Source organism: Streptomyces sp. NBC_01276 (assembly GCF_041435355.1).
In the GTDB taxonomy this organism is placed as follows: domain Bacteria; phylum Actinomycetota; class Actinomycetes; order Streptomycetales; family Streptomycetaceae; genus Streptomyces.
Genome location: NZ_CP108442.1, coordinates 3859891 through 3872880 on the forward strand (window position 1 = coordinate 3859891; position 12990 = coordinate 3872880).

Below are 12990 nucleotides of genomic sequence, written 5' to 3' on the forward strand. Positions count from 1 at the left end.
TAATCAGGCTCCTTGAGCATTGCGAGATCTACGCAACGCACTGCGCAGCTGCTCGTGCCAACGCGGGCGTTTCCGGGGTGGGACATGATCCACACCACCCGGGGACCACGGATTGCACCGCAGGATCCGCCAGGCGGTCAGAACCGTCCCCTTCACCGCACCATGCCGGTCGATGGCCGTGAACCCGTAGTGCGAGCACGACGGGTAATAGCGGCACACCGGCCCGAGCAGCGGACTGATCGTCCACTGGTACAGCTTGATCAAGGCGAGCAGCGGGTACTTCATCGAGCGACGCCTCCCAGTAGCCGCGCCAAGGCGGCATCCAGGTCACGAGCCAGCTCGTCGACGCCGGCATCACCCGCTCCGGGCAGGGCCCGCACCACCACCAGGCTACCTGCGGGCAACTGGGCCAGCCGGTCGCGGACGAGGTGACGCAGGCGACGCTTGACCCGGTTGCGGACGACAGCTATGCCGACGGCCTTGCTGACGACGAAACCCGCACGCGGCGAGGGATCGATCTCCCCCGGCTCGTGCGGGTCCGTTGCACCGCTGGTACGTAGGTGGACGACGAGGAGCGGGCGTCCTGCCCGCCGACCCCGTCGTACCGCGCTCGCGAAGTCTTCACGCCGCCTCAGCCGATTTTCGGGAGACAGCACAACGTCACGACCTGCGTGTTGTTACGCGGAGAGGGCGGCGCGGCCCTTGCTGCGACGGTTCGCGAGGATCGCGCGACCGGCACGGGTACGCATCCGGAGACGGAAGCCGTGGGTCTTGGCACGACGGCGGTTGTTCGGCTGGAAGGTGCGCTTGCTCACTCGGGGGCTCCAGAGAATGAATCGTGTGTGGCGTTACATCGCCTGGCTGTCACCGTGCGCCCACGAGGAACTCGCGTGTTCGCCCGAGTGGACACCGCTAAACGATCACAACCAGTGATCTTCGCCCATCGGTAGGCAGGCGGCAGCAGCCATCGACAACTCGACCTCGTTACGGTACGCGCGGCTACGCCATCCGGTCAAACCGAGCCCGCCCTGCCTCACACTGTGCACAGGCTGTGGACAACGACTTGAACCCTACCCACCGGCCTGACTACCGTTGCCTGATCCCGGATTTTTGTCCCGACCGTCCCAAAGAACCACACATTCGTGGGACCGGGACCTGTGAGAGAGCGTGCTCTGTGGCTGACGTACCTGCCGATCTTGCCGCAGTGTGGCCACGCGTGCTCGAGAAACTGCTCGGGGAGGGTCAGCAGGGCATCGAGCCCAAGGACAAGCAGTGGGTGGAACGATGCCAGCCACTGGCCCTCGTGGCCGACACCGCCCTGCTCGCCGTCCCCAACGAATGGGGCAAGCGGGTTCTCGAAGGCCGCCTGGCCCCGCTCATCAGCGATGCCCTCAGCCGTGAGTGCGGCCGGCCCATCCGGATCGCGATCACGGTGGACGACTCCGCCGGTGAGCCCGCGCCCCCTGCGCCGTCGGCCCCGGGGCAGCGCGAGGGCTACGAGCCGTACGGCGGCCAGCGCCCCGGCGGCCACACCGGCCCCGGCGGCGAGGACCAGCTCCCCACCGCCCGCCCGGCCTACCCGGAGTACCAGCAGCAGCGCCCCGAGCCCGGCGCCTGGCCGCGCGGCGGCCAGCAGGACGACTACGGCTGGCAGCAGCCGCGCCTGGGCGGCTTCCCCGAGCGCGATCCCTACGCCTCCCCGCAGCCCGGCTACCTCCAGCAGCAGGAGCCCGGGGGCTACGAGCAGAACTCCTACGACCAGGGTTCCTACGAACCGCAGCAGTACGAGCAGTCCCCGTACGAATCCCAGAAGTACGAACAGCAGAAGTACGAACAACAGAAGTACGAGCAGCAGCAGTACGAGCAGCCCGCCCCGCGCCCGGCCCCCGGCCGGCCCGCGCCCCCGCCGGCCCCGTCCGGCGGTTCCACCTCGGGCCCGCTGGAGCCGACCGCCCGGCTGAACCCCAAGTACCTCTTCGACACCTTCGTCATCGGCGCCTCCAACCGCTTCGCGCACGCGGCCGCGGTGGCCGTCGCCGAGGCGCCGGCGAAGGCGTACAACCCCCTCTTCATCTACGGGGAGTCGGGCCTCGGCAAGACGCACCTGCTGCACGCCATCGGGCACTACGCGCGCAGCCTCTACCCCGGTACGCGGGTGCGGTACGTGAGCTCGGAGGAGTTCACCAACGAGTTCATCAACTCCATCCGCGACGGCAAGGGCGACGCCTTCCGCAAGCGCTACCGCGAGATGGACATCCTGCTGGTCGACGACATCCAGTTCCTCGCGAGCAAGGAGTCGACGCAGGAGGAGTTCTTCCACACCTTCAATACGCTCCACAACGCCAACAAGCAGATCGTGCTGTCCTCCGACCGGCCGCCCAAGCAGCTCGTCACCCTGGAGGACCGGCTCCGCAACCGCTTCGAGTGGGGTCTGATCACCGACGTCCAGCCGCCCGAGCTGGAGACCCGTATCGCGATCCTGCGCAAGAAGGCCGTCCAGGAGCAGCTCAACGCCCCGCCGGAGGTACTGGAGTTCATCGCCTCCCGCATCTCGCGCAACATCCGCGAGCTGGAGGGGGCGCTGATCCGGGTGACCGCCTTCGCGAGCCTCAACCGGCAGCCGGTCGACCTGGGCCTGGCGGAGGACGTCCTCAAGAACCTGATCCCGGGCGGCGAGGACAGCGCGCCCGAGATCACCGCCTCCGACATCATGGCGGCCACCGCGGACTACTTCGGGCTCACCGTGGACGACCTGTGCGGCTCCTCGCGCAGCCGCGTCCTGGTCACCGCCCGGCAGATCGCCATGTACCTGTGCCGGGAGCTCACGGACCTGTCGCTGCCCAAGATCGGGGCCCAGTTCGGCGGCCGCGACCACACCACCGTCATGCACGCCGACCGCAAGATCCGCGCTCTCATGGCCGAACGGCGCTCCATCTACAACCAGGTCACGGAGCTCACCAACCGCATCAAGAACGGCTGACGCCGGCCCCCGGCAGCGGCGTCAGGGGACTCCGCGACCCCGGGCAAACCCCCAGACAGGGCGCTCCCGGATTGAACCGGGGGCGCCCTTCTTCGTCCGTGCGCCCCCGACTTGTTCGAATACGCCCCCCAGGGGGCAAGTCATCCACAGATTCCCCAACTTTCTTCCATCCACAGCCTGAGGACAGTTTCGGTCGCCCACAATCCGTCCACAGGAGTGCTGGTTGAGGGCTCATCAGGCCAGGTCAGGCGCCTGTGGAATTGTGAGCAAGGGCCATCCACAGCCTGTGGACAGAAAATTCGTCCACAGGCTCATCCACTCCTCTGTCCACCGGAGACCCACAGGTTCCCGCGTCCTGTGCACAGGACGCGGGGGGTTCTCCACACCGTTGTCCACTGTTCGGCAACGAGGCACCCCCGGTCACCGTCCCGAGTGAAAGCCGTCACACGGATGTCGACGTTTGGTGTGTGGACCGCTGGGGAAAAGCTGGGGACACAGCTGTGGAGTAGTACGGGTCCCCTGGGGACGGCCTGTGCAGAAGTTTTCGTTCTCCACAGAGACACCGTGTTGTCCACCGGTGCCACCCACAGGGTGTGGGGATAAAAAACGCGGGCTGACCTGGGAAAACGGGCTTATCCACCGTTTCCACAGGCCCTACTACTACCCCCATGGAGAGTTAGGCCGGTTTCGGTTTTCAAGCAGGTCCTGTGCACAACTCGTCGACCGGCCGCTCCGACACCTCGCTCCCGACTTGACCGCCAGCCGCGACGACTGTCGGCGCCGTACGTCAGACTGGTCCCCGGCAACGGTCGAGGCATCGACGAGCCGACGACGAAGGCCGGCAGACGAGCGAGCAACAGCAGGAGGCGGTTTCCGGTGAAGATCCGGGTGGAACGCGACGTACTCGCGGAGGCGGTGGCCTGGGCTGCACGCAGCCTCCCGGCCCGGCCGCCGGTGCCCGTGCTCGCGGGCCTGCTGCTGAAGGCCGAAGAGGGCACCCTGTCCCTCTCCGGCTTCGACTACGAGGTCTCGGCCCGCGTCTCCGTCGAGGCGGACGTCGAGGAGGACGGCACCGTCCTCGTCTCCGGCCGGCTCCTCGCCGACATCTGCCGCGCCCTCCCCAACCGCCCGGTGGAGATTTCCACAGACGGTGTACGGGCGACCGTGGTCTGCGGCTCCTCCCGGTTCACACTCCACACCCTGCCTGTGGAGGAATACCCGGCGCTTCCCCAGATGCCGACCGCGACCGGCACCGTGCCCGGTGAGGTCTTCGCCTCCGCCGCCGCCCAGGTCGCCATCGCCGCCGGCCGCGACGACACGCTGCCCGTCCTGACCGGTGTCCGCATCGAGATCGAGGGCGACCGCGTCACCCTGGCCTCCACCGACCGCTACCGCTTCGCGGTCCGCGAGTTCCTGTGGAAGCCGGAGAACCCGGACGCCTCGGCCGTGGCCCTGGTGCCCGCCAAGACCCTCCTGGACACCGCCAAGTCCCTGACCAGCGGCGACACCGTCACCCTGGCGCTCTCCGGCTCCGGCCAGGGCGAGGGCCTCATCGGCTTCGAGGGCGCGGGCCGCCGCACCACCACCCGCCTGCTCGAAGGCGACCTGCCGAAGTACCGCACCCTCTTCCCGACGGAGTTCAACTCCATCGCCGTGATCGAGACCGCGCCCTTCGTCGAGGCCGTCAAGCGCGTCGCCCTGGTCGCCGAGCGCAACACGCCGGTCCGGCTCAGCTTCGAGCAGGGCGTCCTCATCCTGGAGGCCGGCTCCAGCGACGATGCACAGGCTGTGGAACGCGTCGACGCGAAGCTGGAGGGCGACGACATCTCCATCGCCTTCAACCCGACCTTCCTGCTCGACGGCCTCAGCGCGATCGACTCGCCCGCGGCCCAGCTCAGCTTCACCACGTCCACCAAGCCCGCGCTGCTCAGCGGCCGTCCGGCGGTCGACGCGGAGGCCGACGAGGCCTACAAGTACCTGATCATGCCGGTGCGGCTGTCCGGCTGACACCCCCCGCACACCGACGTCGGGCCCGGTCTCGCAGCCTGCGGGACCGGGCCCGACGCCGTTCGAAGCGGGCCCCGCACCACGGCCCGGCGTAGGCTCGGATCCGGTGGGCGACCCCCGAACCCGGGGAGCCCCGGCACAGCCAAAGACGGCCACAACGCGTAAGGAAGCACCTGATGGAGCTCGGTCTCGTCGGTCTCGGCAAGATGGGCGGCAACATGCGCGAGCGCATCCGCCGCGCAGGCCACACCGTCATCGGATACGACCGCAACCCGGACCTCGCGGATGTCCACAGCCTGCGGGAACTTGTGGACAGCCTGCAGTCCCCCCGCGTGGTGTGGGTGATGGTCCCCGCCGGTGCGGCCACGCAGTCCACCGTCGACGAGCTCGCGGAGCTGCTCTCGCCCGGCGACATCGTCGTCGACGGCGGCAACTCGCGCTGGACCGACGACGAGAAGCACGCCGAGGAGCTGAAGGCCAAGGGCATCGGCTTCGTCGACTGCGGTGTCTCCGGCGGCGTCTGGGGCCTGGAGAACGGCTACGCGCTCATGTACGGCGGCGACGAGAAGCACGTCGCGACGGTCCAGCCGATCTTCGACGCCCTCAAGCCCGAGGGCGACTTCGGCGCCGTACACGCCGGCAAGGTCGGCGCGGGCCACTTCGCGAAGATGGTCCACAACGGCATCGAGTACGCCATGATGCAGGCCTACGCCGAGGGCTGGGAGCTCCTGGAGAAGGTGGACTCGGTCACCGACGTCCGCGAGGTGTTCCGCTCCTGGCAGGAGGGGACGGTCATCCGTTCCTGGCTGCTGGACCTCGCCGTGAACGCGCTGGACGAGGACGAGCACCTGGAGCAGCTGCGCGGCTTCGCGCAGGACTCCGGCGAGGGCCGCTGGACCGTCGAGGCCGCGATCGACAACGCGGTGCCGCTGCCGGCGATCACCGCCTCGCTGTTCGCCCGCTTCGCCTCGCGCCAGGACGACTCCCCGCAGATGAAGATGATCGCGGCGCTGCGCAACCAGTTCGGCGGCCACGCGGTCGAGAAGAAGTAGTTCCACGGGGCGACACCGCCCCACGGAACGACAGCACCACAGCACCACAGAGCAAGCAGCAGGAAGCCGGGGGAGGTCGGCGCCGTATGCACGTTTCGCATCTCTCGTTGGCCGACTTCCGCTCGTACGCCCGGGCCGAGGTTCCCCTCGCCCCGGGCGTCACCGCTTTCGTGGGCCCCAACGGCCAGGGCAAGACGAACCTCGTCGAGGCCATCGGCTACCTGGCGACCCTGGGCAGCCACCGGGTCTCCTCGGACGCCCCGCTCGTCCGGATGGGCGCGGACCGGGCCGTCGTCCGGGCCGCCGTCACCCAGGGCGAACGCCAGCAGCTCGTGGAGCTGGAACTCAACCCGGGCCGCGCCAACCGGGCCCGCATCAACCGGTCCTCGCAGGTCAGGCCGCGGGACGTCCTGGGGATCGTGCGCACCGTGCTGTTCGCCCCCGAGGACCTGGCGCTGGTCAAGGGCGACCCGGGGGAGCGGCGCCGCTTCCTGGACGAGCTCGTCACCGCCCGCTCCCCGCGCATGGCGGCCGTCCGCTCCGACTACGAACGCGTCCTCAAGCAGCGCAACACCCTGCTGAAGTCGGCGGCGATGGCCCGTCGGCACGGAGGCCGCTCCATGGACCTCTCCACCCTCGACGTGTGGGACCAGCACCTGGCCCGCGCGGGCGCCGAACTCCTCGCACAGCGCCTCGACCTGATCGCGACCCTGCTGCCGCTCGCCGACAAGGCCTACGAGCAGCTCGCACCCGGCGGCGGCCCGCTCGGGCTCGCCTACCGGTCCTCGGCCGGCGAACCGGTCGACAGCGGTGAGGCGCGCACCCGCGAGGCGCTCTACGAGGTCCTGCTGGCGGCCCTGTCCGAGGTGCGCAAGCAGGAGATCGAACGCGGCGTCACCCTCGTCGGACCGCACCGCGACGACGTCCTGCTGCGCCTGGGCGAACTGCCCGCGAAGGGGTACGCCAGCCACGGCGAATCCTGGTCGTACGCACTGGCGCTGCGCCTGGCCTCGTACGAGCTGCTGCGCTCGGAGGGGACGGAGCCGGTGCTGATCCTGGACGACGTCTTCGCGGAGCTCGACGCGCGCCGCCGGGAGCGGCTCGCGGAACTGGTGGCCCCGGGCGAGCAGGTCCTGGTGACGGCGGCGGTGGACGACGATGTTCCGGGGGTGCTGACCGGCACCCGGTTCGCGGTCTCCGGCGGCGAGGTGACCCGGCTGTGAGCGCGGGCGAGGCCGGGCAGGACAAGCCCAGGACCCCGGAACCGTCCGGGGTGGACCTGGCGCGGCAGGCGCTGGCCGCCGCGCGGGAGCAGGCCCGCGCCCGCGGGAACGCGGTGAGCGGGCGCAAACGTCACCAGCAGCCGGGCCTGCGCTCCGGCGCCCGTGCCGACGGCCGGGATCCGATGCCGCTGATGGCGGCCCTGGACCGGCTGCGGACGGAACGCGGCTGGGAGATGCCGATCGCGGTGGCCGGGGTGATGGAGCGCTGGGCGGAGATCGTCGGCCCGGAGATCGCCGCGCACTGTGAACCGGAGCGCTACGAGGACCGTGAGCTCCTCGTACGGTGCGACTCCTCGGCCTGGGCCGCACAGCTGAAGCTGCTGGCCCCGCAGCTGGTGGCGCGGCTCAACGCGGACCTGGGCCAGGGCACGGTCCGGCTGATCAAGGTCCAGGGTCCCGGCGGCCGGCCCAAGCGGCACGGCCCCTGGCGCGCCCCCGGCAGCAGCGGGCCCGGGGACACCTGGGGCTGACCGCCCAGCCCCCGAGCGGGCGGGTCCGTACGACCGCTGCCCCGGCCCGGTCCCGCGGGCCCGTACCGCCTGCCCCCGGCCCCCGGCCCCGTACCCCGGGTCCGGGCGGCCCCGGCCCGGTACCGGGCCGGACGCCGCCCGCGAGCGCCGGCCCCCAGGCGGTTTCCGGCCCTTTCCGCCCCGCGCGGGCCCCCTCTTCCCGTGCCCGCGCCCCGCCCGCGCGCCCCCGGGACCGGCCCCGCCGGGTGCGGTGTCCCTCACGGTAGCCGCGGGTTGACAGGCCGAAGCGCTGGATGCCCGCGTGAGCCTCTTGGAGCCCCACCCCGAATATGGGGAGTCGGAGAGAGGAGGTTCAGGGCGGCACATGCGGACTCAGGTACCGGCAAACCCCCATTCATGTCAGTGGTACCGGTAGACTGGAGACAATCCCGCCCGTTCGCGGGGTGACAGCGACAAACGCAGACAACGCAGATCGACGCGGCCGCTCCCCCGGCGCACATGCTGGTCCGGAGTACGGGCTGCGCTGTGCCAGAAAGGGCGCTTCGTGGCCGATTCCGGCGACTCCAACGAGAAGAATTACGACGCCAGTGCGATCCAGGTCCTCGAGGGCCTGGACGCGGTCCGCAAGCGGCCGGGTATGTACATCGGCTCGACGGGTGAGCGTGGTCTGCACCACCTCGTCTACGAGGTCGTCGACAACTCGGTCGACGAAGCGCTGGCCGGGCACGCGGACACCATTGACGTCACGATCCTCGCCGACGGCGGGGTGCGCGTGGTCGACAACGGCCGCGGTATCCCGGTCGGCATCGTGCCGTCCGAGGGGAAGCCGGCCGTCGAGGTCGTGCTGACCGTCCTGCACGCGGGCGGCAAGTTCGGCGGCGGCGGCTACGCCGTCTCCGGCGGTCTGCACGGCGTCGGTGTGTCCGTCGTGAACGCCCTGTCGACCAAGGTCGCGGTCGAGGTCAAGACGGACGGCCACCGCTGGACCCAGGACTACAAGCTGGGCGTGCCGACGGCCCCGCTGGCCAAGAACGAGGAGACCGACGAGCACGGCACGTCGGTGACGTTCTGGGCCGACGGCGACATCTTCGAGACCACCGAGTACTCCTTCGAGACGCTGTCGCGGCGCTTCCAGGAGATGGCCTTCCTCAACAAGGGCCTGACCCTGACGCTGACCGACGAGCGCGAGTCGGCGAAGGCCACGGCGGGCGCGGACGACCCGGAAGCGGACGCGACCGAGCCGCAGGCGCGCACGGTCAAGTACCACTACGAGGGCGGCATCGTCGACTTCGTGAAGTACCTCAACTCGCGCAAGGGCGAGCTGATCCACCCGACCGTCATCGACGTCGAGGCCGAGGACAAGGAGCGCATGCTCTCGGTCGAGATCGCGATGCAGTGGAACTCGCAGTACACGGAGGGGGTCTACTCCTTCGCGAACACGATCCACACGCACGAGGGCGGTACGCACGAGGAGGGCTTCCGCGCGGCTCTGACGGGTCTGGTGAACCGTTACGCGCGCGACAAGAAGCTGCTCCGCGAGAAGGACGACAACCTCGCCGGCGAGGACATCCGCGAGGGTCTGACGGCGATCATCTCGGTCAAGCTGGGCGAGCCCCAGTTCGAGGGCCAGACGAAGACCAAGCTGGGCAACACGGAGGCCAAGACCTTCGTGCAGAAGGTCGTCCACGAGCACCTCAACGACTGGTTCGACCGCAACCCGGTCGAGGCCGCGGACATCATCCGCAAGTCGATCCAGGCGGCCACGGCCCGCGTCGCGGCCCGCAAGGCCCGCGACCTGACCCGCCGCAAGGGTCTGCTGGAGAGCGCCTCGCTGCCGGGCAAGCTGTCCGACTGCCAGTCGAACGACCCGATCAAGTGCGAGATCTTCATCGTCGAGGGTGACTCCGCCGGCGGCTCGGCGAAGTCCGGCCGCAACCCGATGTACCAGGCCATCCTGCCCATCCGCGGCAAGATCCTGAACGTCGAGAAGGCGCGCATCGACAAGATCCTGCAGAACACCGAGGTCCAGGCGCTGATCAGCGCCTTCGGCACCGGTGTGCACGAGGACTTCGACATCGAGAAGCTCCGCTATCACAAGATCATCCTGATGGCGGACGCCGACGTCGACGGCCAGCACATCAACACCCTGCTGCTGACCTTCCTCTTCCGCTTCATGCGGCCGCTGGTCGAGGCCGGGCACGTCTACCTGTCCCGCCCGCCGCTCTACAAGATCAAGTGGGGTCGCGACGACTTCGAGTACGCGTACTCGGACCGCGAGCGCGACGCCCTGGTCGAACTGGGCAAGCAGAACAGCAAGCGGATCAAGGAAGACTCGATCCAGCGCTTCAAGGGTCTGGGCGAGATGAACGCCGAGGAGCTGCGCGTCACCACCATGGACGTGGACCACCGCGTGCTCGGCCAGGTCACCCTGGACGACGCCGCGCAGGCCGACGACCTGTTCTCGGTGCTGATGGGTGAGGACGTCGAAGCCCGGCGCTCCTTCATCCAGCGCAACGCCAAGGACGTTCGCTTCCTCGACATCTGAGTCGGCTCAGCTGACCGCCTGAAAGGACTTCTGACCAGCAATGGCCGACGAAACCACCCCCACCGCGGAGAACCCCGCGGAGGAGCAGCCCGTCATGCGCATCGAGCCCGTCGGGCTCGAGACCGAGATGCAGCGCTCCTATCTCGACTACGCGATGTCCGTCATCGTCTCCCGCGCGCTGCCCGACGTACGGGACGGCCTCAAGCCGGTCCACCGTCGTGTGCTGTACGCGATGTACGACGGCGGCTACCGGCCCGAGAAGGGCTTCTACAAGTGCGCCCGCGTCGTCGGCGACGTGATGGGCACCTACCACCCGCACGGCGACAGCTCCATCTACGACGCGCTGGTCCGCCTGGCCCAGCCGTGGTCGATGCGCATGCCGCTGGTGGACTCCAACGGCAACTTCGGCTCCCCGGGCAATGACCCGGCGGCCGCGATGCGCTACACCGAGTGCAAGCTGATGCCGCTGGCCATGGAGATGCTCCGGGACATCGACGAGGAGACCGTCGACTTCACGGACAACTACGACGGCCGCAACCAGGAGCCCACCGTCCTGCCGGCGCGGTTCCCGAACCTGCTCATCAACGGCTCCGCCGGCATCGCCGTCGGCATGGCCACCAACATCCCGCCGCACAACCTCCGCGAGGTCGCGGCGGGCGCGCAGTGGGCGCTGGAGCACCCGGACGCCTCGCACGAGGAGCTCCTCGACGCGCTCCTGGAGCGCATCAAGGGCCCCGACTTCCCGACCGGTGCCCTGGTCGTGGGCCGCAAGGGCATCGAGGAGGCGTACCGGACCGGGCGCGGCTCCATCACGATGCGCGCGGTGGTGGAGGTCGAGGAGATCCAGAACCGCCAGTGCCTGGTGGTCACGGAGCTCCCGTACCAGACCAACCCGGACAACCTCGCCCAGAAGATTGCCGACCTGGTCAAGGACGGCAAGATCGGCGGCATCGCCGACGTCCGCGACGAGACCTCGTCCCGGACGGGCCAGCGCCTGGTGATCGTGCTCAAGCGCGACGCCGTGGCCAAGGTCGTGCTGAACAACCTCTACAAGCACACCGACCTGCAGACGAACTTCGGCGCGAACATGCTGGCGCTGGTGGACGGGGTGCCGCGCACCCTGTCGATCGACGCGTTCATCCGTCACTGGGTGCAGCACCAGATCGAGGTCATCGTCCGGCGTACGCGCTTCCGCCTGCGCAAGGCGGAGGAGCGCGCCCACATCCTGCGCGGTCTGCTCAAGGCGCTGGACGCGATCGACGAGGTCATCGCACTCATCCGGCGCAGCAACACGGTCGAGATCGCGCGCGAGGGCCTGATGGGCCTCCTGGAGATCGACGAGATCCAGGCGAACGCGATCCTGGAGATGCAGCTGCGCCGCCTGGCGGCCCTGGAGCGGCAGAAGATCGTCGCCGAGCACGACGAACTCCAGGCGAAGATCAACGAGTACAACGCGATCCTGGCCTCGCCGGCGAAGCAGCGTTCGATCGTCAGCGAGGAACTGGCGGCGATCGTCGAGAAGTTCGGCGACGACCGGCGTTCCAAGCTGGTGCCCTTCGACGGCGACATGTCCATGGAGGACCTGATCGCCGAAGAGGACATCGTCGTCACCATCACGCACGGCGGCTACGTCAAGCGCACCAAGACCGAGGACTACCGCTCGCAGAAGCGCGGCGGCAAGGGCGTGCGCGGCACCAAGCTGAAGCAGGACGACCTGGTCGACCACTTCTTCGTCTCCACCACCCACCACTGGCTGCTGTTCTTCACCAACAAGGGCCGCGTCTACCGGTCCAAGGCGTACGAGCTGCCGGACGCCGGCCGCGACGCGCGCGGGCAGCACGTGGCGAACCTGCTGGCCTTCCAGCCGGACGAGAAGATCGCCCAGATCCTCGCGATCCGCGACTACGAGGCCGCGCCCTACCTGATCCTGGCCACCAAGGGCGGCCTGGTGAAGAAGACGGCGCTGAAGGACTACGACTCGCCCCGTTCGGGTGGCGTCATCGCCATCAACCTCCGGGAGACCGAGAACGGGGGCGACGACGAGCTGATCGGCGCCGAGCTGGTGTCCGCCGAGGACGACCTGCTGCTCATCAGCAAGAAGGCGCAGTCGATCCGCTTCACGGCGACCGACGACGCGCTGCGCCCGATGGGGCGTGCCACGTCCGGCGTGAAGGGCATGAGTTTCCGCGAGGGCGACGAGCTGCTGTCGATGAGCGTCGTGCGGCCCGGTACCTTCGTCTTCACCGCGACCGACGGCGGCTACGCCAAGCGGACGGCCGTGGACGAGTACCGCGTCCAGGGCCGTGGTGGTCTGGGCATCAAGGCCGCCAAGATCGTGGAAGACCGCGGTTCGCTCGTGGGCGCGCTGGTGGTCGACGAAACGGACGAGATTCTCGCCATCACGCTCGGCGGTGGTGTGATCCGTACGCGCGTCAACGAAGTCAGGGAGACGGGCCGTGACACCATGGGCGTCCAGCTGATCAACCTGGGCAAGCGCGATGCCGTGGTCGGCATCGCTCGGAACGCCGAGGCCGGTCAGGAAGCTGACGAGGTCGACGAGATCGAGACAGAGATCGAGGCCGGGGCAGCCGACGGACAGGCCGCCGAGGCGGCCGGGGGCAGTGAGTCTCCGGCAGGGGAGCACGAGGAGTAA

At 69.2% G+C, this 12990-nt stretch carries 9 protein-coding genes and 2 pseudogenes; 8 read left to right on the forward strand and 3 right to left on the reverse strand.

Going from position 1 to position 12990, the window contains the following annotated elements; genetic code table 11:
• Window positions 1-3 precede the first annotated feature (3 nt).
• Genes yidD through rpmH form a run of 3 tightly spaced genes read right to left on the reverse strand, consistent with a single transcriptional unit; the run spans window position 4 to window position 815 of the window.
• Window positions 4-285 (reverse strand): membrane protein insertion efficiency factor YidD, encoded by a 282-nt coding sequence (gene yidD / locus OG295_RS17040; protein WP_078950077.1) that lies wholly within the window; start codon window positions 283-285, stop codon window positions 4-6.
• Window positions 282-656, reverse strand: coding sequence for a ribonuclease P protein component (gene rnpA / locus OG295_RS17045; protein WP_266840310.1), 375 nt, complete (start codon window positions 654-656; stop codon window positions 282-284). The genes yidD and rnpA overlap by 4 nt, the downstream gene beginning before the upstream one ends.
• Window positions 657-677: 21 nt before the next feature.
• Window positions 678-815 carry a 50S ribosomal protein L34 gene (gene rpmH / locus OG295_RS17050; protein WP_018547628.1) on the reverse strand — a complete coding sequence of 46 codons (138 nt, stop codon included), beginning with the start codon at window positions 813-815 and terminating at the stop codon, window positions 678-680.
• A gap of 359 nt (window positions 816-1174) precedes the next feature.
• Here rpmH and dnaA (OG295_RS17055) point away from each other — a divergent pair.
• The 8 genes and pseudogenes from dnaA (OG295_RS17055) to gyrA form a co-directional block, all read left to right on the forward strand.
• Window positions 1175-1673: pseudogene (dnaA, locus tag OG295_RS17055) on the forward strand (chromosomal replication initiator protein DnaA); the annotation flags it as partial.
• Window positions 1674-1795: 122 nt separating this feature from the next.
• A pseudogene (gene dnaA, locus OG295_RS17060) lies at window positions 1796-2980 on the forward strand (chromosomal replication initiator protein DnaA); the annotation flags it as partial.
• Window positions 2981-3856: 876 nt separating this feature from the next.
• Window positions 3857-4987, forward strand: a complete 1131-nt coding sequence (gene dnaN, locus OG295_RS17065; RefSeq protein ID WP_030225190.1) for a DNA polymerase III subunit beta — start codon at window positions 3857-3859, stop codon at window positions 4985-4987.
• 176 nt (window positions 4988-5163) lie between these two features.
• A complete protein-coding gene (gene gnd / locus OG295_RS17070; RefSeq protein WP_266840306.1) occupies window positions 5164-6039 on the forward strand; it encodes a phosphogluconate dehydrogenase (NAD(+)-dependent, decarboxylating) in 876 nt (291 codons plus the stop codon).
• A gap of 86 nt (window positions 6040-6125) precedes the next feature.
• Window positions 6126-7262: a DNA replication/repair protein RecF gene (gene recF, locus OG295_RS17075; RefSeq protein ID WP_371677639.1), complete on the forward strand. Its 1137-nt coding sequence runs from the start codon at window positions 6126-6128 to the stop codon at window positions 7260-7262.
• A complete protein-coding gene (locus tag OG295_RS17080; RefSeq protein ID WP_371677640.1) occupies window positions 7259-7792 on the forward strand; it encodes a DUF721 domain-containing protein in 534 nt (177 codons plus the stop codon). Before recF ends, OG295_RS17080 begins: the two co-directional genes overlap by 4 nt.
• A gap of 523 nt (window positions 7793-8315) precedes the next feature.
• Window positions 8316-10337 (forward strand): DNA topoisomerase (ATP-hydrolyzing) subunit B, encoded by a 2022-nt coding sequence (gene gyrB, locus OG295_RS17085; protein ID WP_371681217.1) that lies wholly within the window; start codon window positions 8316-8318, stop codon window positions 10335-10337.
• Between the two features lie 40 nt (window positions 10338-10377).
• Entirely contained in the window at window positions 10378-12990 is a 2613-nt protein-coding gene (gene gyrA / locus OG295_RS17090) for a DNA gyrase subunit A (protein ID WP_371677641.1), read from the forward strand.

What these genes read in the sequence shown, in the direction of transcription:
- yidD (WP_078950077.1), bottom strand. Translation starts at nt 285, where the DNA reads ATGAAGTACCCGCTGCTCGCCTTGATCAAGCTGTACCAGTGGACGATC.
- gnd (WP_266840306.1), top strand. Translation starts at nt 5,164, where the DNA reads ATGGAGCTCGGTCTCGTCGGTCTCGGCAAGATGGGCGGCAACATGCGC.
- recF (WP_371677639.1), top strand. Translation starts at nt 6,126, where the DNA reads ATGCACGTTTCGCATCTCTCGTTGGCCGACTTCCGCTCGTACGCCCGG.
- gyrA (WP_371677641.1), top strand. Translation starts at nt 10,378, where the DNA reads ATGGCCGACGAAACCACCCCCACCGCGGAGAACCCCGCGGAGGAGCAG.